The following is an 18,662-nucleotide window of genomic DNA, read 5'->3' on the forward strand; positions in this document are numbered from 1 at the left end:
CTCGGGGGTGTGCTCGGTGGACTGGCGCGCGGTGATCTCGTGCCACCAGACGTCGCGGCCCTCGGTCCAGGGGATCTCCTGCTCGGTGCGGCGGATCACCAGGACGTGGTCGACGCCGTCGACCTTGGCGAGCGCCTCGTCGATGGCCGGCTTGAGGGCGGACGGCTTGCCACGGCGGTAGCCGCCGTCGGCGGTGATGACGAGCTTGGCCTGGGCGTCCTGGATGCGGGAGGCGACGGCGTCGGCGGAGAAGCCGCCGAAGACCACCGAGTGGGTGGCGCCGATCCGGGCGCAGGCGAGCATCGCGACGACCGCCTCGGCGATCATCGGCAGGTAGACGGCCACCCGGTCGCCCTTGCGGACGCCGAGCTCCAGCAGCGCGTTGGCGGCCTGCGAGACCTCGTCTTTGAGCTGGGCGTAGGTGATCGAGCGGCTGTCGCCGGGCTCGCCCTCGAAGTGGATGGCGACCCGGTCGCCGAGCCCGTTCTCGACGTGGCGGTCGACGCAGTTGTAGGCCACGTTGAGCTTGCCGTCGGCGAACCACTTGGCGAAGGGCGGGTTGGACCAGTCGAGCGTCTCGGTCGGCTCGACGGCCCAGCTGAGACGGCGGGCCTGCTCGGCCCAGAAGCCCAGACGGTCGGCGGCCGCCCGCTCGTGGTCGGCAGTTGTGGCGTTGGCGTTCGCGGCCAGTACGGCCGGCGGCTCGAAGCGCCGCTCCTCCCTGAGGAGGTTCGCCAGGGTCTCACTACTCAAGACATGCTCCTTGGTGTGTGCCTGTCCGGTCTCGGCCGGACACGGTTCAGCGTTGGCACCGCAGTGCCCGCAGGGGGTGTCAGTGGGCTCCGGCGCCGGTGAGTGAACGGACCTCCAGCTCCGCGTACTTGGCCGGATCCACCGTCTCGCGTGACACGCGGCTTCCCAGCCAGCCGAGCAGGAAGCCGATCGGGATGGAGACGAGGCCGGGGTTCTCCAGCGGGAACCAGTGGAAGTCGCTATGGGGCAGCAGGGATGCCGGAGTGCCCGAGACGACCGGGGAGAAGACCACCAGCAGTACGGAGGAGAGCAGGCCGCCGTACATGCTGCACAGGGCGCCGGTGGTGTTGAACCGCTTCCAGAAGAGGCTGTACAGGATCGTCGGCAGGTTGGCCGAGGCCGCGATGGCGAAGGCCAGCGCCACCAGCGCCGCGGTATTGAGCTTGTCCGCGAACATGCTCAGTACGACGGCCAGTGCGCCGATCCCGACGGCGGCGAGCCGTGCCACCCTGACCTCCTGCACCTCGCTCACCCTGCCCTTGCGCATGGCCTGGGCGAAGAGGTCATGAGCGAACGAGGCCGACGACGTGAGGGTGAGCCCGGCCACCACCGCGAGGATCGTGGCGAAGGCCACCGCCGAGATCAGCGCCAGCAACGTGGCGCCCATGGTCGAACCGGGGCCGCCGCCGAGCATCTCGGCCAGCATGGGAACGGCAGTGGTGCCCGCCGGGTTGGCCGCCTTGATCGCCGTGTGGCCCACCAGCGCCGCGGCGCCGAAGCCCAGCGCGAGCGTCATCAGGTAGAAGACACCGATGATGCCGATCGCCCAGTTGACCGAGGTCCGCGCGGCCTTGGCGGTCCGCACCGTGTAGAAGCGGACCAGGATGTGCGGCAGGCCGGCGGTCCCGAGCACCAGCGCGACGCCGAGGCTGATGAAGTCCAGCCGGGTGGTGGAGCTGGCACCGTACTTCAGCCCGGGTTCGAGGAACGCCTGCCCCTTGCCGCTGGCCTGGGCGGCCGCGCCCAGCAGGGCCGAGAGGTTCCAACCGAACCTGCTCATCACCAGGACGGTCAGCACAAGCGTTCCGGCCATCAGAAGACCGGCCTTGATGATCTGCACCCAGGTCGTGCCCTTCATGCCGCCGATGACGACGTAGAGGATCATCAGCACGCCCACGCCGAAGACGATCCACTTCTTGGCGGTGTCGCCGGAGACGCCGAGCAACAGGGCCACCAGCGAGCCCGCGCCGACCATCTGGGCCAGGAGGTAGACGACGGAGACGACGATGGTCGAGATGCCCGCGGCGATGCGCACCGGCCCCTGGCGCAGGCGGAACGCCAGCACGTCGGCCATGGTGAAGCGCCCCGTGTTGCGCAGCGGTTCGGCCACCAGCACGAGTGCCAGGACCCATGCGACCAGGAATCCCACGGAGTACAGGAAACCGTCGTACCCGAAGAGGGCGATGGTGCCGGTGACTCCCAGGAACGAGGCGGCCGACATGTAGTCGCCGGAGATGGCGAGACCGTTCTGGAATCCCGAGAACGACCGCCCGCCGGTGTAGAAGTCGGTGGTTCCCTTGCCCTGCCTGCTGGCCCAGAGCGTGACGCCCAGCGTGGCCGCCACCACCACGAGGAAGAGGCCGACTGTCAGCGAACGGTCCCCGTGGCTTCCGGCACCCGCCGCCAGCGCCACCTGTCCGGTACGAGCGGTCACGCGGACACCCCCGTGGTCTGGCCGGACCCGTACGAGCCGGCCACCAGCACCCGCTCGATGTCCTGCCGGACCTGTTCCGCGACGGGGTCGCGCCGCCTGTCGGCGTGGCGCGTGTACAGCCACGCGGTCAGGAAGGTGGCGCCGAACTGTGCCAGACCGAGGAAGAACGCGACGTTCAGCCGGCCGACGACCCTGGCGTCCATGAGGTCCCGCGCGTAGCTGGACAGCAGGACGTACAGAAGGTACAGGCTGAGGACGGCGATCGTCGCCAGGGTGGCGAACGTGCGCTGAGAACGCCGGAGCCGGCCGAAGGACGGGCTGCTCTGCGCCTCCTCGAAGACCGCGGAGGCCGTGTCCCGGCGGACCGCGTCTGTTCCGGCTCTGCCGGACTGGTCGGCCGGGGAGCTGCCGTTGGGAGAAGTGGGACTGTTCATGAGTCTTTCCGTGGAGGGGACCGGCGCCGCCCGCCCACGGTCGATCTGACCTGGAGGCGGGCGGGGCACCGGAGCGAGGTGGTGGCGGAGCGGCCTCCCCGGCCGGTGGGCGGGGAGGCGGAAGGCGGACGCGGGCCAACTCGGAGCGCGGGACCTTGACGTCTCACCACGTCCACCGCACGGCCCTGTCGCGCCGAATCTACGCGCGTTCCGGCCAGCGGACATGACGGTGGGGACCGAAGAGTCAGCCGTGCGCCACCGAAGGCGAAAGGTGGCGCAGAAGCCCATTACCGGATACTTGCGCGCAAGTTACGCAGGTAGCGAAGAATGCGGACCGAGGCGGCCCGCGCCCTACCGCGGACTCCGCCGGTTGCCGCCCCCGGCCGCACCTGCCGCCGGCTCCCCACCGCGGTCCCGCCCCGTGGGGGGGGGTGAGGTCGCCCGTCAGACAGCAGTGGTGTGACATGCCAGCCCCCAGCCGTGACCGCTTCCCACGGCGCGGGAACCGGTCCCGTCCTGAGCGGACGCCACCGCGAGTCGAAAGCCCTCGAACGGGTGCTGGCCACTCCAGGAGGCGGCTGCGTCTCCGGGCTCGTCCAGGGCGGCTGGGGCAGCGGGAAGACCTCGGTGCTGCGGGCCGCCCTGGCCGGGGCCCGCGAGGACGCGGCCACCCGCGTCGTGTCCGCGTCGGCGGACCCACTCGAATGCGGCCTCCGCCACGCGGTGGTCCGGCAGCTCTTCGAACGCCTGCTTGCGGATGGTGCGGACTCGCCGTACGGCGGGCGGACCCCGGGCAGCGCCCGGCGTCCCGCTCCCTGGGCGCCCCAGCCGAACGGCCCGTCGGACCCGATGGCCGGACGGACAGGATGCGGCCGCGCTCCGCGACCTGTATCAGCTGGCCACACAACTCACGTCGCAGGGACGCCTGTTGGTGGCCGTCGACGACCTCCAGTGGTCGGACACCGCCTCCCTGCGCTGGCTGCGCCACCTGCTGCACCGGGCTGACGACCTGCCTCTGGCCGACATCGCCACTCTCGGCCCCGAGGACGCGCGCTCGAACTCGGCGGGCATCGCCGCCGCCGTTCCGCTGTTCCAGCACCGCCTGACGCTGGGAGGCCTCTCCGACGAAGCCGTCGGTTCCCTGGCGGAGGAGGTGCTGGGCGAGGTCGGCGCCGACCAGCGGGGTGTGGGTGGTGCCGGGTGAGGTGGCGGTGTCCAGGGTGCCGAGGATGACGGTGGCGCGCAGGCCCCCGGCGGTGACCACGGGCAGGTCGGGGTGGTGCTCGAAGGCGGGCTCGGTGTGCCGGTGGGCGCCCGGGAGGGCGACCCAGGGCTGGGCGCCGTGCAGGTAGCGGGCGTGCGGGCGGGGGACTCCTCGGAGTGGGAGATCGCCCGGCCGGAGGTCATCAGGCCCAGTTCGTACGGGCGCACGGTCTGCAGGCTGCCGAGGCTGTCGCGGTGCAGCACCTCGCCCTGGTGGAGCCAGCCGACCGTCTGAAGGCCCATGTGGGGGTGCGGCGGGACCTGCATGCCGGGCTCGTCGGCGATGTCGTCCGGGCCGTAGTGGTCCACGAAGCACAGGCCCCGACCATCCGGCGGCCCAGGTTGGGGAGCAGTCGGCGCACCACCGTGCTTTCGCCGAGTGTGACTTGACGTGCCGTCAGCAACTCCTTCACCGGGCCGCCGCTGGCCTCGCGGCCGCAGCTGGTCGGGGCGGGCCTGAGGTCGAGGTTGCTCATCGCGCTTCCACCACGGAGGGAGAGGGCCGGGCGGAGGCCCGGAGGACGACGTCGTCACCGATCATCCGCCACGGTGCGACGTTCCCCCACCCGTGCCCGGCCATCCGAACGGACCGCGCGAGCGGGCGCCTCACAGGCCCACCAGGCGTCCGCCGAGGCCTTGTCGGCGAGCTCGCGCAGGTTGCGGACGGCCTGCGCCGGGTCCTCGGCCCCGTACACCGCCGAACCGGCCACGAACACGTCCGCGCCGGCCTCGGCGCAGCGCTCGATGGTGGCCGCGGAGACGCCGCCGTCGACCTGCAGCCAGACCTCCAGGTCGTGCTTGGCGATCAGCTCCCGGGTGCGGCGGATCTTGGGCAGCATGATGTCCAGGAAGGCCTGGCCGCCGAAGCCGGGCTCGACCGTCATGATCAGCAGCATGTCGAGCTCGGGCAGCAGGTCCTCGTACGGCTCGATCGGGGTGCCCGGCTTGAGCGCCATCGAGGCGCGGGCGCCCTTGGCACGGATCTCGCGGGCCAGCCGCACGGGCGCGGCGGCGGCCTCGACGTGGAAGGTGATCGAGCCGGCCCCGGCCTCGACGTACTGCGGGGCCCAGCGGTCCGGGTCCTCGATCATCAGGTGGCAGTCGAGCGGGATGTCGGTGGCCCGGGCGAGCGACTCGACCACCGGGACGCCCAGGGTCAGGTTCGGCACGAAGTGGTTGTCCATGACGTCCACGTGCAGCCAGTCGGAACCCCGGACGGCCTCGGCCTCGTCGGCGAGCCGGGCGAAGTCCGCGGACAGGATGCTGGGGTTGATCTGGGCCATGACCGACTACCTTCGTACGGGGGCTTGCGAGGGCTGGGCACCCGGAGGCGGGCACCTCGTCCCATCATCTCGCGCCGCGCCACCGGCGGTCGCACCCCGGGAGCCCCGCGTGACCGTGATCACACCCCGCCCGGGGTTGCCGGGGCCGCCGCCGTGGCCATCAGCAGACGAGCGGCCCGCACTGCCCGTCGGGCCGCCCCGTCCAGCCCGGCCGGCTGCCCCGAGGAGGGTCTTCCCGATGTCCGATCCCGCTCCCGTTCACCCCGCCCGCGCGCTGTGGCGGCTCTTCGAGCCGGTGTACGCCGTCACCTTCCTCCAGCCCGAGAGCCGGGCGGCCTTCGAGGCGGCCGGGCTGGACGGCGGCTGGCGCGGCTACTTCGCCGGCCGCTCGGCCCCGCTGGGCGCGGTGGACGCCCCGCCGGTGATCGCCGCGTTCTTCAGCTTCGCCCCGGCGACGGTCGAGCGCGCCCTGCCGCAGGTGTGGACGCATGCGAGCCCCGAGCGGGTGCTGACCGCCCGGACGGAGGGCTCGTCGGCGGCGCTGGCCCGACTGCTGGCAGCGGTGGAGCCCGGGCGGATCGAGGCGGCGGCGGACGCGCTGGAGGGGGCGGTGGACCGGCTGGACTGTGGCGGCCGGGTGCTGGCCGCCGCCAACGCCGCGCTCCCCCGACCCGCGGACGTGCACGGGCGGCTCTGGCAGGCCGCGGCCGTGCTGCGTGAGCACCGCGGGGACGGCCACGTGGCCGCACTGGTCGCGGCCGGGCTCGACGGCTGCGAGGCGCCGGTGCTCCACTGCGCGCTGGACGCCGACCGGGAGGTGCTCCAGCCGATGCGCGGCTGGACGGACGAGGAGTGGGAGGCCGCCGCGGCGCGGCTGGTCGAGCGGGGCTGGCTCACGGCGCGGGGAGCGGTCACCGAGCTCGGCCGGAGCCGGCACCGGTCCGTCGAGGCCGCCACCGACCTGGCCGCGGGCCGGGCCTGGGAGGGCCTGCCGGACGGCGAACTCGACCGCCTGACGGCCGCCTTGAGGCCGATCGCGGCGATCTGCCGCGAGCGGATGCCGGTCAACCCGCTGGCGATGCCGCTGGTCAGCCCTCTGCCGGTTCCACCGGTGGAGCCGGTGGCGGTGCCGCCGGTCAGCCCGCCGGCGATGGCACCGGCAGATCCGCGAAACCAGCGCTGATATGGCCTCCGTCACACGCCGCCGAGGATTACCGGGGCCGCCCCCGTGGTCATCAGCACTTGAACGGCCCGCGCGCCCGCCCGGGCGGCCCCGGCACCCCGCCGCCCGCGCGACCGCCGCAGGCCGTGCCGACCAGTCGAGCTCCCCGCGCCCGCCCGGAGCCCCGTCCGAGGAAGGTCTCCCGATGGCCGATCTCGTCCATCCCGCCCGCGCGCTCTGGTGGCTCTTCGAGCCGGTGCACGCCGTCACCTACTTCCAGCCCGAGTGTCGCGACGCCTTCGAGGAGGCCGGGCTGCGCGGCTTCTGGCGCGGCTACTTCGCCGGCCGCTCCGCCCCGCTGGGCGCGGTGGACGCCCCGCCGGTGATCGCCGCGTTCTTCAACTTCGCCCCGGTCATGGTCGAGAGGGCCCTGCCGGAACTGTGGTCGCTGGCCGGCCCGGAGGAGGCGCTGGCCGCCCGTGGCAAGGGGGCGGGCGCGGCGCTGGCCCGGCTGCTGGAGCACGTGGACCGGGAGCAGGTCGAGCAGGCCGTCGAGACGCTGGAGCAGGCCACCGCCCGGCTGGACTGCGCGGGCCGGGTGCTGGCCGCCGCCAACGCCGCGCTCCCGGCACCGACCGGACTGTACGAGCGGCTCTGGCGGGCCGCCACCGTGATGCGCGAGCACCGCGGGGACGGCCACGTGGCCGCGCTGGTGGCCGCCGGGCTGGACGGCTGCGAGGCGCTGGTGATCCGCTGCGCGATGGACATGCGGCGCGAGCAGCTCCAGCCGGTGCGCGGCTGGACGGACGAGGAGTGGGACGCGGCCGCCGAGCGCCTGGTCGAGCGCGGCTGGCTGACCGCGGCCGGGACGGTGACCGAGCTCGGCCGGATCCGCCACCAGGGCCTGGAGGCGGCCACCGACCTGGCCGCCGCCCGGGTCTGGGAGGACTACCCACGAGCCGAACTCGACCGGTTGGCCGCCGCGTTGAAGCCGATCTCGGCACTCTGTCGCAGCAGCCTGCCGTTCTACCCGGCGGGACTGCCGGACAACAGCTGACCGTCGCTCCGGCCGCCCGGGCGCGCCACCGTTCGGCGCGCCGGGCACGACGACCACGCCACCGTTCGGCGCACCGGGCCCGACGAGCACGCCACCGCCCGGCGCACCGGGCGGGCCGACCGCGCTACCGTTCGGCGCCGGGCGGGCCGAGCACGATCCCCCGCCCGGCGTAGAAGGGCCCGAACGAGCGCCACGGGACCCGCGCGAACGCCTGCGACTCCCCCGGGAAGCCGGAGGGGTTGTGGATCAGCAGCGCCGTCTCCGTGGCGCCCACCGCCAGGACCAGGTGCCCGCCGCGCCGGACCGGCTCCGGCCCGCCCGGCTCCCGGATCGACGGGTGCACCGACACCATCACCAGCCGGCCGTCCGCCACCTCGGCCGCCACCTCCGCGGGCGTCAACTCCGCGGACCGGGCCGCCAGTCCCCAGCGCCGCCGGACGTACTGCGCGAACGGCGCGTGAACCAGGCCGCGCAGGCTCTCACCGTCCCGGACGTACGCGCCGGCCGCCAGGCACTCCCCCGCCAGCGCCATCGCCGTCGGGGTCACGCCCCACCAGTGCTCCAGCGCCATCCGCAGGCAGGCCACCCCGCACAGCCGCCAGGACCACCACGAGTACTCCTCCGGACTGGCCGCCCCCGACTGGCCCCAGCGCGGGTCCCGCGCCGCGTCCAGCTGCCCGTCCACGATGTCGCGCACCAGCTCTGCGGACTCCCACTGCGCCCGGTACGGCACCTCGTGCACCACCCGCGCCGGCCGAGCGGCGCCGCCCTGATCGACCATTCCCCGACGCTCCCACATCGAGGCGGCCCGACGAGTCACGACACTCCTGGAACGTCCGCCCGGGCGTCCGCGCCGGGCCCCGCGCTCTTTCGCGCGCTCTCCCCCGCGCTTTCCACTGAACTATCCCCCGCGCTCTCTCCCGCGCTCTCCCCCGCACCTTCCCCCGACCGGAAGGCCAGCCGCTGGGCGGCGTGCCGCCCGCGGTCCTCCACCGGCAGCTGGCCCGTGGCGCCGGCCAGGCCGAACGCCGGCATGTCGAAGTAGATCGACTCGTAGCCGCCCTCCGGGACGATGTACGTCTCGTGCCAGAGCCCGACGTGCCCCCGGGTCCGGCCCTCCCGCACCTTCCGGTTGGCGATGCCCCACACGGTGTGGTGGAAGCCGTCCGGTGCGGTGGAGTAGCGGTACAGCGCCTCCTTCGACGCCCAGTACTGGACGACGTAGTAGGTGCGCGGCGAGGCGGTGAGCAGGATGCGGCCGCGCAGCCCGCGTTCGGGGCTGCGGCGCAGCTCGTGCAGCATCCGGAACATCGCGTACATCACCGGGCCCCAGTGGTGGACGGCCCAGAAGCGGTTGATCCGCATGCCGATCAGCAGCACCACGGTGTCGCCGGTCGCGGCGGCGGTGGTGTACCCCGGCCGCGGCCTGGCGAACACCGATCGGACGAACGTGCTCCCCTTGGACATTCCCGGCCTCCCCGGAACCGACCCGCACCCCATGTAATCGGTGATTACATCAAGGCCCCTGAGGGCGGTCAAGGCTCGCGGCGGCCACAATCCGCCTACTGCCCGGGCCCGTTGGCGATTCCGCGGCGGAAGGTGTCCAGCACCTGGACGGCCAGCTGCTCCGCCCGGTCCGCGGGCAGGTAGCCGTCCACGATCATCTGCGCCAGCCCGTAGACCAGCGCCTGCCCGGCCAGCAGCACCTGCCCCGGATCGCCGGGCCCGAGCCGCCCCGCGCGCTGGTCCGCCACGATCAGTTCGGTGAACGCCAGGTCCATGCCGTCCAGTTGCTCCCGCAGCTCCGGATCCCGGGCGGCCGTGAACACCCGCGAGCGCACCAGCTCGAAGCGTCGCGGGTGGCGCAGCGCGTAGCGGACGAACCCCAGCCCCAGCGCCCGCATCGCCGACCCGCCGACCGCCTCGGCGGCGGCCACCTCCGCCTCCTGCCAGTGGTGGAAGTCGGTCAGCACCCGGTCCGCCACCGCCGTCAACAGTGCCCGGCGGTCTGCGAAGTGGCGGAACGGCGCCCCCGCCGACACCCCCGCCCGGCGCGCCACCTCCCGCATGCTCACCTTCTCCTGGCCCTGCTCGTCCAGCACCTCGAACGCCGCCGCCACCAGCGCCTCCGGCAGCGCCCCGTGGTGGTACGCCCCTCGCTCCCCGATCCGCTCCGTCATGCCTGCCTTGCTACCACAGCGGCCCGGTCCGCCGGGGAGGGCTCCTCGCCCCGGCCGGGGGGCCGGGGCGAGGAGTGGGCGGGCCGGTCCTACCAGGCGTAGTCCTCCGGGGCCGGGTGGTGGCCGGGGAAGAGTTCGTCGAGGCGGTCCAGGGTCTTCTGGTCGAGCTCGAGGTCGAGGGCCGCGAGGGCGGCGTCGAGGTGGGCGGGGGTGCGGGGGCCGATGATGGGAGCGGTGACGGCCGGGCGGGAGAGCAGCCAGGCGAGGGCGAGGTCGGCGGGGTCGGTGCCGAGTTCGGCGGCGAAGTCCTCGTAGGCCTGGAGGCGCTCGCGCTGCTTCTCCAGCAGCTTGCTCGCGTAGCCCTGGGCGCCGCGCACCCGGGTGCCCTCGCGCTCCTTGCGCAGGACGCCGCCGAGCAGGCCGCTGCGCAGCGGGGACCACGGCAGCAGGCCGAGGCCGTAGTGCTGGAGGGCGGGGACGACCTCCAGTTCGACGGTGCGGTCGAGCAGGTTGTAGAGGGACTGCTCGCTGACCAGGCCGAGGAAGTGCCGGGAGCGGGCGGCCTCCTGGGCCTGGGCGATGTGCCAGCCGGCGAAGTTGCTGGAGCCGACGTAGATGATCTTGCCCTGGGCGACCAGGACCTCCATCGCCTGCCAGATCTCCTCCCAGGGCGTGTCCCGGTCGATGTGGTGCATCTGGTAGAGGTCGATGTGGTCGGTCTGCAGCCGCCGCAGGCTGGCCTCGACGGCCTTGCGGATGGCGAGCGCGGAGAGCCGCCCCTCGTTGGGCCAGTCGCTCATCTCGGCGTAGGCCTTGGTGGCGAGCACGGTGCGCTCGCGGCGGCCGCCACCCTGGGCGAACCAGCGGCCGATGATCTCCTCGGTGCGGCCCTTGAGGTTGCCCTCGGGGTCGCGGCCGTAGGAGTTGGCGGTGTCGAAGAAGTTGATGCCCCGCTCGTGGGCGGTGTCCATGAGGCGGTGGGCCTCGGCCTCCTCGGTGTGGGGGCCGAAGTTCATGGTGCCGAGGCAGAGGCGGGAGACGGTCAGGCCGGTGCGGCCGAGGTGGGTGTACTCCATGGCGCCCCACCTAAAGCCACACCGGCCGCGGTGTCCAGCACATTCCCCGGAACGGGCGGGTCATCGCCCGTGGGTGGCGAACTTCCTTACGGCCAACGGCCCGCAGAGCAGGAGCAGTACGGCGCTCCAGAGCAGCGTGGCCAGAACGGCGTGCTGCATCGGCCAGGCGGTGCCGGGCGCCGCCGGGTTGCCGAAGAGCTCGCGGGCGGCCTCGACCACGGAGCTGATCGGGTTCCAGTCGGCGATCACCCGCAGCCAGGCCGGCATCCCGCCGGTGGGCACGTACGCGTTGGTGACCATCGCCAACGGGAAGACGACGACGGAGAGTTGACCGGCAGCCTCCTCCTTGCCGACGGCCAGCCCGAGCAGGGTGCCGACCCAGGTCATCACGAACCGGAAGAGCAGCAGCAGCGCGAACGCCTCCAGCGCGTCGGCCGCGCCGTGCCGGGCGCGCCAGCCGGCGGCCAGCCCGACGAGTGCCAGCAGCGCCAGCACCACGAGGCTGACCAGCAGGTCGGCGAGGGTCTGTCCGAGCAGCAGTCCGGTGCGGGAGACCGGCATCGAGCGCAGCCGGTCGGTGACCCCGCGGCCGACGTCGCGGGCGGCGCCGACCATGGTGGGCATGATGCCGTTGGTGGCGACCATGGCGAAGAGTCCGGGCATCAGGAACTCCCGGTAGTCCCCGCCCCCTGGCACCCGCACGGCGCTGCCGAAGACGTACCCGAAGACCACCACCATGACCACCGGCACGCCCAGCGAGGCGGCCAACAGGCCCGGTGAGTGGCGGTAGTTGAGCAGGATGCGGAGCATCGACGTCCCGGTGTCGGAGACCAGCCGGGCCCCGGCCGACGGACGGGAAGAGGTGTGCGCGACGGCGGACATCAGGCGGCCCTCCCCACGGCTGCGGACTCTCCGGTGAGCGCGAGGAACACGTCGTCGAGCGAGGGCGCGCGGACCGCGACGTCCTCGGCGACGACGCCTACCGCGTCCAACTCCCGCACCAGCGCGGGCAGCAGGACGTTCACCCCGGGCCTGGTCAGCACCGTGACCGCCCGCTCGGCCACGTCCACCTGGGCGTCGCCGCCGGACAGGGCCGACAACACCACGGCGGCGGAGCCGAGCCGGCCAGGATCGGCCAGGGTGACGGAGACCTGGCTGCCGATCGATGCCTTGAGCCCGGCCGGTGGGCCGGTGGCGATCGCGGCGCCGTGGTCGACCACCACGATGTCGTCGGCGAGGCGGTCGGCCTCCTCCAGGTACTGGGTGGTGAGCAGCACGGTGGTGCCGCCGTCGGCCAACTCCCTGACGGTGTCCCAGATCTCCTGTCGGCTGCGCGGGTCGAGCCCGGTGGTGGGCTCGTCCAGGAAGAGCACCGGGGGGCTGGTGACCAGGCTGGCGATCAGGTCGAGGCGCCGGCGCATGCCGCCGGAGTAGGTGCGGACCAGCCGGTCGCCGGCCTCGGCGAGGCCGAAGCGGGTCAGCAGTTCGTCGGCGCGCGCCCGGGCCCGGCGGGCACCGAGGCGGTGCAGCCGACCGAACAGGTGGAGGTTGTCACGGCCGGTGATGCCCTCGTCCAGCGCGGCGTGCTGCCCGGCCAGGCCGATCGCCCGCCGGACCTCCTCGGCGTTGCGGACGGCGTCGTGCCCGGCGACCCGGACGGCGCCCCGGTCGGGGGCGACCAGGGTGGCGAGAACACGTACGGCGGTGGTCTTGCCGGCGCCGTTGGGGCCGAGGAGGCCGCAGACGGTGCCGGCCGGGACGGTCAGGTCGAGGCCGCGCAGGGCCTCGGTGGCCCCGAAGCGTTTCTCCACGCCCGCCATCTCGATGGCGGGCCGGGTGGCGTCGGACATGGCTCTGCCCTTCTCTAGGTACAGCGTACGTAGAAGCGTGCGCAGGCGCCATCGTACTACGTACGCCGTACGTATCTAAGATGGGTGAGCGAGGTGATCTTCCAGTGCCGTCCAGCAACACCCCCAGCAGTCCTGCGGGGCCCACCGGTTCCGAGAGCGCGGAGCAGCCCGGCAAGCCGGTGCCGCCCGAGGCCCCCGAACTGATCTGGCTGCGCCCCGAGCGCACCGGCCGGGGCCCCCGACCGGCCCACAGCCGCGACTCGATCGCCGCGGCCGCCATCGTCATCGCCGACGCCGAGGGCCTGGACGCCGTCTCGATGCGCCGGGTCGCGGCCGCGCTCGGCGCGGGCACCATGTCGCTCTACAACTACGTGCCGAAGAAGGAGCACCTGCTCGACCTGATGCTCGACGCGGCCTGCGCCGAGTACCGGTTGCCACCCGGGCCGAGCGGCGACGTCCGGGCCGACCTGGCGGGCCTCGCGCAGGAGCAGCTCACCATCTTCCGCCGCCACCCCTGGCTGCCCGCGCTGGTCATCGCCCGCCCGGGCATCGGCCCCAACGCCCTGCGCTACACCGACCACTTCCTCGCCGTCACCGCCCCCACCGGCCTGCCGGGCGGCGCGCGGATGGAGGCGATGGCGATGTTCAACGGCTTCATCTGCCAGTTCGCCCAGTACGAACGGACAGCGGCAGCGGGCGCCAAGTGGCAGGCGGAGATGGTCGGTTACCTCACCCGGGCGGCGATGAGCGGCGACTACCCCAACCTGGCCCAGGCCTTCGCCACCTCGGGACCGCCCACCGACCCGGACCAGGCCTTCGACCGCAGCCTGGACCGGGTCATCCGCGCCATCCTGGCGCCCACTTCGTGATCGTCTAAGCGAGCGCCGCCCGCGACAGCACCCCGGCCACCCGGCCGTCCACCAGCACGAGCACGGCCGGATGCGCCGCGCCGAGCGCAGCCCGCGCCTGGGCCGCCGACTGCCCGACCCCCACCGTCGGCAGCGCCGGCCCGAGCAGCGGGCGCACCGGGCCGTCCGGCTTGGCCCCGCCGTCGGCCAGCGCCGCCGTCAGCACCTCCCGGGACACCGAGCCGACCACCTCCGTCGCGCTCACCCCGTACGGGCGCGCCTCCCGCGCGAGTACGGCCGGGGCGATGCCGCCCGGCGCCGCGCGCAGCGCCTCCGACGCCTCGCCGACGGTCGCGTCGGCGGCCACCGACACCAGCGGACCCACCGCCTCCAGCAACGACCGCAGGCCGTCCGCGTTCTCCTCCAGGAAGCCCCACTCACGCATCCAGGCGTCGCTGTGCACCTTAGACAGGTACGAGCGCCCGGAGTCCGGCAGCAGCACCACGACCAGGCCGTCCGGCCCCAGCCGGCGCGCGACCCGCAGCGCCGCCGCCACCGCCGTGCCGGAGGACGGGCCGACCAACAGGCCCTCCTCGCGGGCGAGCCGGCGAGCCGTCAGCAGCGACTCGCGGTCCGGGATCCGCTCGAAGGAGTCGACCACCTCCGAACGGTAGGCCTGCGGCCAGCGGTCCTCGACCGTCTCCGGGTGGAGGAAGTGGCCGATACTCTCGACGAACCACGGGCTGCCGTCCCCGCCGCCGTAGGACGAGGACTCCGGGTCCGCGCCGACCACCGTCACCGCCCCGCCGGACACCTGCTTCAGATACCCGCCGGTGCCGGTGACGGTGCCCCCGGTGCCGACGCCCGCGACGAAGTGGGTCACCCGGCCGCCGGTCTGTTCCCACACCTCAGGGCCGGTGGTCCGGACATGGGCGTCCGGATTGGCCAGGTTGTCGTACTGGTTGGCGAGCCAGGCACCGGGGATCTCCTCGGCCAGCCGCCGGACCACGTTGAACAGGTGCCGCGGATCCTCCTGCGGCACGGCCGTCGGCGCGAGCACCACCTCGGCGCCGTACGCCCGCAGGATGTCCCCCTTCTCCGGCGCCGACTTGTCGGACACCCCGGCGATCACCCGGTATCCGCGCTGGCGGCCGACGATGGTCAGCCCGATCCCGGTATTGCCGGACGTCGCCTCCACGATCGTCCCGCCCGGCTTCAACAGCCCCTCCCGCTCGGCGGCAAGGATCATCGACAGCGCGGCGCGGTCCTTGACGCTGCCGCCGATGTTGAGGAACTCCGCCTTGGCATAGATCGGCGCGGCGATCCCGGCGCCCAACCTGGCCAGGCGGAACAGCGGCGTCCCGCCGATCGCGTCGAGTACGGATTCGTGCACCGCGGTCATATCAGCAGCCCCCTGCGTACGTATGTGTCTGACCAAGCCTGCCCAGACCAACCCGCCGCCAGACTCCCGGAGCGGGCGCGGACCGAAGTCCCCGCGCCGACTGTCGAGGTTGCGGCGCGAGAAGGGGCGCATGGTGATCCATACGCGCCCCGCAGTTTCGGCGCACTCCAAAGTGCGCAACGGTGCGGCTCGCGCCCGCCCCACCATTGGAACTGCGCACGGAGAGTGACCGATTTCTCAGATCAGCGGACCGAAGAGCCCGCGCTCCCAGTGCCCGAGCCAGGAGGCCGTGGCGGACGGAAGCAACGACCCCTCGGTGGACTCGTCGTACGGGAGGACGGCGGTCGGCGCGAACCAGCCCTCGCCCGGGGAGATCCGGATGCGCAGGACGCTCAACTGCTTCCGCTCAGCGAGGTAGAGGCGGAGGTCGTCGGTGTGCGGGCGGTGGGTCTCGTAACGGTCGTGCACGGTGCGGCAGATGGACTTGATGTCACGGGTCGCGAGCAGGAGGTGGCGGTCACCGGGGCCGAGGTTGACGCAGAGTCGGCGGCGCGCCAGGTCGCGTTCGGCGTACGGCAGGTTCTGGTGGTTGTCGATGTGCAGGCCGGGGCGCAGGCCGTGCTCCGCCAGGCGGTGGGTGACGGGCTCGCCCGGCGGGTCGTCGGTCACGGCGAGCTGGACGGGGTGGGGGTCGCCCAGGTCGCCGACCAGGGCGGCGAGCAGGTGGCGGCTGGTGACGGTGGCCGGGAGGCGGAAGAACTCGACCAGGCCGCTGTCCTTGGTGAAGACGCTCGGCGCGTACCGCGCGGGGAGGTCCTCGGACAGCGGGGTCCAGTCACCGGCCGGGAGCGCGGCACCGTTCTCGTAGCCGGGTTCGCGGTAGAGGCGCCGGACACCGCCGATCTCACAGCGGGCCAGGAGGGCGGCCGGGTCGCGGAAGGCGATCGCGGCGGGGTGCAGGTCGGGCATGGGAGGATCGCCTCGGATCAATCGTCGTCGTCGGTGGGGCCGTCGTGGCGGCTGAAGCCGGTCATCAGGGCGGCGGCGAGGGTGCTCCACCAGACGACATCGGCGGTGGCCGGCTCGCGCGGGGGGACGAGGCCCGAGGCGAACCAGGCGAGGGCGAGGCTGGCGACGGTGATCGCAGCCGTGGGGGCGAGCTTGATGGGGATCAACTCCCGGGCGGGGGAAGGTCGTCGGCGGGTTCGAGCAGGACGCGGGCCCAGACTCGTTTTCCCGCGCCACGACGGGCGATGACGCCGAAGTCGAAGGCAAGTCGGCGGACGAGTTCGACGCCACGGCCGCCCTCACCGAAGCGGCGCGGGTGGGGTCGGTGAACCCCGAGATCACCGCGCGGGTCCCACACTTCGAGGCGGCAGTCGCCGTCGAACTCCTGGAGCTGGAGGCGGATTTCGCCGTGCCCCTGGCAGGCGTGGACGACGGCGTTGGTGACGAGCTCGGAGGCGATGAGTTCGAGGTCGTCGACGGGGTCGCCGGTCCAGCCCCAGGAGGTCAGCTGCTCGCGGATCAGGCGGCGGGCGGTACGGACCGAGGTCGAGTGCTCGGTGAGGGCGGTCTCCCAGGTTCGGAGGACCGGGTTACGCAAGGTGGACATGGGTCACCCCACACCTTCAGTGGCGTGTTCGTGCGGTCACGTTGAGTGTGGAGGATCAAAAATCGAATTTGCAACCCGAACGACGACAAGCAGAAAATAAATTAGTTGATCTTGATAGCCGGCTTGAGCCCCCACAGCGCGAGCAGCGAGACTGAACGCGGACCACGGGAGGGACGTGTTGAGCAAGGACCCGTCAGCGATCAGGCAGATCCGCCTCGGAGACGAGCTACGAGCGTGGCGAACGGAGAACAACAAGACGCTTGCCGAGGTGACCGCCGGCCTGAAGGGCTGGAACCCGGCGCGGCTCAGCAAGATCGAGCGCGCGCTACTACCGGTGACCGCCGCCGAACTGGCCATATTCCTTGACCACTGCGGCGTCACGGGGCCGGAGAGAGCCGAGATCGAGGCCTTCGCCACTGACAGCCCTTCACGGCACTGGTGGCAGGATCACGAGTTCGCCGACACGATCAGTTCGGCGTTCGCCGAGTACCTGAGCCTCGAATCCGATGCGACTCAGATGCTCGACTACTACTTGGCGGCCTTCCCGGGCCTCTTGCAGACCGAGGACTACGCCCGCGAGATCATTGCCACTGGTCTCGACGGTCTCAGCGAAGACCAGACCGAGGCTGCTGCCGAGATCCGTATCCTGCGCCAACACCGCCTCACTCGCGCGCCGCTGCTCCAGCTCGACGCCTACTTCGGCGAGGTCACCCTGCTGGTTGGCGGCGACGAAGAAGTCCTCGCTGGTCAGCTCCGGCATGTCATCAAGGTGGCTCAGTACCCGAACGTCACGGTTCGCATGGTTCCGCTGAGCGCCGGACGACCTGGGATTCTGGCGTCTGGCCTGACACTTCTCCGCTTCCCGGGAGACCCGGGTGAGGGCTTCTCATTCGTCGAAGCAGTGGGCGGTATGCTCCCGCGTAAATCGGGACGCGAGGTCCGGCGCGCCGAGCGCGCCTTCGCCCGACTGAAGCGGTGCGCGCTTTCACCGGACGCCACCCTTGCCGCCCTTGAACGCAAGTTGGAAGAGATCACGTGAGCGAGCAGCACGACCCCTACGACCACGACCCCACCGTCGCCTCCTGGGTCAAGTCCCCCTTCTCCGGCGAATCCAATGGCAACTGTGTGATCGTCGCTCGCTTCGACAACGGGGACGTGTGGGTCGGGGACGACAAGAACCCCAACCGCCCCCACCTCGCCTTCAACCAGGCCGAATGGACCGCCTTCATCCAGGCCATCGAGGCCCGCGACCCCCGCTTCACCGCCTGACCACCACCGCCACACCAGGAGGGGGAAGTCGGCCCGGCCGACTTCCCCTCCGCGTCTCCCCCGCCCGAGGGAGACCGCCGCCCCCAGCACTACCCGAGCAGGACGTCCACCAGGGCCCGTCTCCACGACGGTTGGATCACCACCGACCGAAGGAGCGGACATGACCCGCCACCACCCCCGCGCCGTCGCCCTGGCCGCCAGCCTCGCCCTTCCCTACATCGCCCTGAAGTCCTACTGGGCGGCAGGCGGCCGGGCGGGAATGGCCGACGGCTTCGACATGGCGGACGAGTTCCGGCACAACGGCGCCCCCGCCGCCCTCATCTGGCTGGAGCGGCACGGCATCGACTTCACCGCCGTCCTGGCCCTGACCGGCACAACCCTGGCCCTGCTCCTCACCCACCGCCCGCCGGCCCGCCCCCTCCCCCGCCGCCTGCTGCTCACCCCCGCCTGGGCGGGCATCCTGCTGATCCCGTACGGCCTGCTCACCGCCCTGCTCCCGGCGCTCGACCGCAGCTCCGGCGACCACCCGCTGACCGGCTGGGTCGTCCCGGCCGGTGCGGCGGCCTTCGTCGGCATCGGCACGGCCCTCGCCCTCAGCGCGTGGCCGCACCGCCGTTCCCGCCGAACCGTGGCCGCCGGTTAGCGCCCCGGCACGACGCTGCCGCCGTCACACCGGCCCCATCCGTCCCGGACCGGCCAAAACCCTTCGTCACGGCCGCTCCGACCCCGTACCGTGGTCCGGTCGATGATCTTGGC

Annotated in this window: 20 protein-coding genes and 2 pseudogenes; 7 read left to right on the top strand and 15 right to left on the bottom strand. The window is 72.7% G+C overall.

What is annotated here, in order from left to right:
- The 3 genes from ACH4J0_RS17470 to ACH4J0_RS17480 all read right to left on the bottom strand — a co-directional run.
- A partial coding sequence (locus ACH4J0_RS17470; protein ID WP_396240966.1) for an AMP-binding protein occupies window positions 1-753 on the bottom strand: 753 nt, incomplete at its 3' end.
- Between the two features lie 79 nt (window positions 754-832).
- Complete coding sequence (locus tag ACH4J0_RS17475; protein ID WP_396240968.1) at window positions 833-2,467, bottom strand: cation acetate symporter; 1,635 nt, start codon at window positions 2,465-2,467, stop codon at window positions 833-835.
- Window positions 2,464-2,901 (bottom strand): DUF485 domain-containing protein, encoded by a 438-nt coding sequence (locus tag ACH4J0_RS17480; protein ID WP_063737786.1) that lies wholly within the window; start codon window positions 2,899-2,901, stop codon window positions 2,464-2,466. The genes ACH4J0_RS17475 and ACH4J0_RS17480 overlap by 4 nt, the downstream gene beginning before the upstream one ends.
- 931 nt (window positions 2,902-3,832) lie before the next feature.
- On the opposite strand from ACH4J0_RS17480, the gene ACH4J0_RS17485 reads away from it, so the two are divergent.
- Entirely contained in the window at window positions 3,833-4,105 is a 273-nt protein-coding gene (locus tag ACH4J0_RS17485) for a hypothetical protein (RefSeq protein WP_396241438.1), read from the top strand.
- Here ACH4J0_RS17485 and ACH4J0_RS17490 read toward each other — a convergent pair.
- Window positions 4,061-4,640 (bottom strand): annotated as a pseudogene (locus ACH4J0_RS17490) (pirin family protein); the annotation flags it as partial. The gene ACH4J0_RS17485 and the pseudogene ACH4J0_RS17490 overlap by 45 nt on opposite strands.
- A gap of 129 nt (window positions 4,641-4,769) precedes the next feature.
- Window positions 4,770-5,447, bottom strand: a pseudogene (gene rpe, locus ACH4J0_RS17495) (ribulose-phosphate 3-epimerase); the annotation flags it as partial.
- A 238-nt stretch (window positions 5,448-5,685) separates the two neighbouring features.
- Here rpe and ACH4J0_RS17500 point away from each other — a divergent pair.
- Both ACH4J0_RS17500 and ACH4J0_RS17505 read left to right on the top strand, forming a co-directional pair.
- The gene (locus tag ACH4J0_RS17500) at window positions 5,686-6,630 is read left to right on the top strand and encodes a hypothetical protein (protein WP_396240970.1); all 945 of its coding nucleotides are present in this window, start codon (window positions 5,686-5,688) and stop codon (window positions 6,628-6,630) included.
- A 184-nt stretch (window positions 6,631-6,814) separates the two neighbouring features.
- On the top strand, window positions 6,815-7,666 hold the full coding sequence (locus tag ACH4J0_RS17505) for a hypothetical protein (RefSeq protein ID WP_396240972.1): 852 nt from the start codon (window positions 6,815-6,817) through the stop codon (window positions 7,664-7,666).
- 124 nt (window positions 7,667-7,790) lie between these two features.
- Here ACH4J0_RS17505 and ACH4J0_RS17510 read toward each other — a convergent pair whose 3' ends face one another.
- The 6 genes from ACH4J0_RS17510 to ACH4J0_RS17535 form a co-directional block, all read right to left on the bottom strand.
- On the bottom strand, window positions 7,791-8,447 hold the full coding sequence (locus ACH4J0_RS17510; RefSeq protein WP_396240974.1) for a C39 family peptidase: 657 nt from the start codon (window positions 8,445-8,447) through the stop codon (window positions 7,791-7,793).
- 35 nt (window positions 8,448-8,482) lie between these two features.
- Window positions 8,483-9,133: a DUF4188 domain-containing protein gene (locus ACH4J0_RS17515; protein ID WP_396240976.1), complete on the bottom strand. Its 651-nt coding sequence runs from the start codon at window positions 9,131-9,133 to the stop codon at window positions 8,483-8,485.
- A gap of 95 nt (window positions 9,134-9,228) precedes the next feature.
- Entirely contained in the window at window positions 9,229-9,846 is a 618-nt protein-coding gene (locus tag ACH4J0_RS17520; RefSeq protein ID WP_396240978.1) for a TetR/AcrR family transcriptional regulator, read from the bottom strand.
- Between the two features lie 89 nt (window positions 9,847-9,935).
- Window positions 9,936-10,922: an aldo/keto reductase gene (locus ACH4J0_RS17525; RefSeq protein WP_396240980.1), complete on the bottom strand. Its 987-nt coding sequence runs from the start codon at window positions 10,920-10,922 to the stop codon at window positions 9,936-9,938.
- 60 nt (window positions 10,923-10,982) lie between these two features.
- Window positions 10,983-11,804: an ABC transporter permease gene (locus tag ACH4J0_RS17530; RefSeq protein ID WP_396240982.1), complete on the bottom strand. Its 822-nt coding sequence runs from the start codon at window positions 11,802-11,804 to the stop codon at window positions 10,983-10,985.
- Window positions 11,804-12,772 (bottom strand): ATP-binding cassette domain-containing protein, encoded by a 969-nt coding sequence (locus tag ACH4J0_RS17535; protein ID WP_396240984.1) that lies wholly within the window; start codon window positions 12,770-12,772, stop codon window positions 11,804-11,806. Before ACH4J0_RS17535 ends, ACH4J0_RS17530 begins: the two co-directional genes overlap by 1 nt.
- Before the next feature lie 104 nt (window positions 12,773-12,876).
- Here ACH4J0_RS17535 and ACH4J0_RS17540 point away from each other — a divergent pair, with 104 nt between their 5' ends.
- Complete coding sequence (locus tag ACH4J0_RS17540) at window positions 12,877-13,641, top strand: TetR/AcrR family transcriptional regulator C-terminal domain-containing protein (protein ID WP_396240986.1); 765 nt, start codon at window positions 12,877-12,879, stop codon at window positions 13,639-13,641.
- Between the two features lie 4 nt (window positions 13,642-13,645).
- Here ACH4J0_RS17540 and ACH4J0_RS17545 read toward each other — a convergent pair whose 3' ends face one another.
- The 4 genes from ACH4J0_RS17545 to ACH4J0_RS17560 all read right to left on the bottom strand — a co-directional run bounded on the left by ACH4J0_RS17545 (window position 13,646) and on the right by ACH4J0_RS17560 (window position 16,637).
- Window positions 13,646-15,022 carry a pyridoxal-phosphate dependent enzyme gene (locus tag ACH4J0_RS17545; RefSeq protein WP_396240988.1) on the bottom strand — a complete coding sequence of 459 codons (1,377 nt, stop codon included), beginning with the start codon at window positions 15,020-15,022 and terminating at the stop codon, window positions 13,646-13,648.
- A 237-nt stretch (window positions 15,023-15,259) separates the two neighbouring features.
- Window positions 15,260-15,991 (bottom strand): hypothetical protein, encoded by a 732-nt coding sequence (locus ACH4J0_RS17550; protein WP_396240990.1) that lies wholly within the window; start codon window positions 15,989-15,991, stop codon window positions 15,260-15,262.
- Window positions 15,992-16,008: 17 nt separating this feature from the next.
- Window positions 16,009-16,197 (bottom strand): hypothetical protein, encoded by a 189-nt coding sequence (locus ACH4J0_RS17555; RefSeq protein WP_396240992.1) that lies wholly within the window; start codon window positions 16,195-16,197, stop codon window positions 16,009-16,011.
- Window positions 16,194-16,637 carry an ATP-binding protein gene (locus ACH4J0_RS17560; RefSeq protein WP_051747083.1) on the bottom strand — a complete coding sequence of 148 codons (444 nt, stop codon included), beginning with the start codon at window positions 16,635-16,637 and terminating at the stop codon, window positions 16,194-16,196. Before ACH4J0_RS17560 ends, ACH4J0_RS17555 begins: the two co-directional genes overlap by 4 nt.
- 178 nt (window positions 16,638-16,815) lie before the next feature.
- Between ACH4J0_RS17560 and ACH4J0_RS17565 the strand changes: the two genes are divergently transcribed.
- The 3 genes from ACH4J0_RS17565 to ACH4J0_RS17575 all read left to right on the top strand — a co-directional run bounded on the left by ACH4J0_RS17565 (window position 16,816) and on the right by ACH4J0_RS17575 (window position 18,549).
- A complete protein-coding gene (locus tag ACH4J0_RS17565) occupies window positions 16,816-17,676 on the top strand; it encodes a helix-turn-helix transcriptional regulator (protein WP_318277812.1) in 861 nt (286 codons plus the stop codon).
- Window positions 17,673-17,906 carry a DUF397 domain-containing protein gene (locus tag ACH4J0_RS17570; protein ID WP_396240994.1) on the top strand — a complete coding sequence of 78 codons (234 nt, stop codon included), beginning with the start codon at window positions 17,673-17,675 and terminating at the stop codon, window positions 17,904-17,906. The genes ACH4J0_RS17565 and ACH4J0_RS17570 overlap by 4 nt, the downstream gene beginning before the upstream one ends.
- Before the next feature lie 160 nt (window positions 17,907-18,066).
- Window positions 18,067-18,549, top strand: a complete 483-nt coding sequence (locus tag ACH4J0_RS17575; protein WP_030287320.1) for a hypothetical protein — start codon at window positions 18,067-18,069, stop codon at window positions 18,547-18,549.
- The last annotated feature ends 113 nt before the right edge of the window (window positions 18,550-18,662 follow it).

This window comes from Kitasatospora sp. NPDC017646, assembly GCF_044329365.1.
Classification (GTDB): Bacteria; Actinomycetota; Actinomycetes; order Streptomycetales; family Streptomycetaceae; genus Kitasatospora.

Excerpts from the sequence above, each read along its gene's own strand:
- ACH4J0_RS17480 (WP_063737786.1), bottom strand. The coding sequence starts at position 2,901 with ATGAACAGTCCCACTTCTCCCAACGGCAGCTCCCCGGCCGACCAGTCC.
- ACH4J0_RS17500 (WP_396240970.1), top strand. The coding sequence starts at position 5,686 with ATGTCCGATCCCGCTCCCGTTCACCCCGCCCGCGCGCTGTGGCGGCTC.
- ACH4J0_RS17505 (WP_396240972.1), top strand. The coding sequence starts at position 6,815 with ATGGCCGATCTCGTCCATCCCGCCCGCGCGCTCTGGTGGCTCTTCGAG.
- ACH4J0_RS17510 (WP_396240974.1), bottom strand. The coding sequence starts at position 8,447 with ATGGTCGATCAGGGCGGCGCCGCTCGGCCGGCGCGGGTGGTGCACGAG.
- ACH4J0_RS17515 (WP_396240976.1), bottom strand. The coding sequence starts at position 9,133 with ATGTCCAAGGGGAGCACGTTCGTCCGATCGGTGTTCGCCAGGCCGCGG.
- ACH4J0_RS17520 (WP_396240978.1), bottom strand. The coding sequence starts at position 9,846 with ATGACGGAGCGGATCGGGGAGCGAGGGGCGTACCACCACGGGGCGCTG.
- ACH4J0_RS17525 (WP_396240980.1), bottom strand. The coding sequence starts at position 10,922 with ATGGAGTACACCCACCTCGGCCGCACCGGCCTGACCGTCTCCCGCCTC.
- ACH4J0_RS17530 (WP_396240982.1), bottom strand. The coding sequence starts at position 11,804 with ATGTCCGCCGTCGCGCACACCTCTTCCCGTCCGTCGGCCGGGGCCCGG.
- ACH4J0_RS17535 (WP_396240984.1), bottom strand. The coding sequence starts at position 12,772 with ATGTCCGACGCCACCCGGCCCGCCATCGAGATGGCGGGCGTGGAGAAA.
- ACH4J0_RS17545 (WP_396240988.1), bottom strand. The coding sequence starts at position 15,022 with ATGACCGCGGTGCACGAATCCGTACTCGACGCGATCGGCGGGACGCCG.
- ACH4J0_RS17550 (WP_396240990.1), bottom strand. The coding sequence starts at position 15,991 with ATGCCCGACCTGCACCCCGCCGCGATCGCCTTCCGCGACCCGGCCGCC.
- ACH4J0_RS17560 (WP_051747083.1), bottom strand. The coding sequence starts at position 16,637 with ATGTCCACCTTGCGTAACCCGGTCCTCCGAACCTGGGAGACCGCCCTC.
- ACH4J0_RS17575 (WP_030287320.1), top strand. The coding sequence starts at position 18,067 with ATGACCCGCCACCACCCCCGCGCCGTCGCCCTGGCCGCCAGCCTCGCC.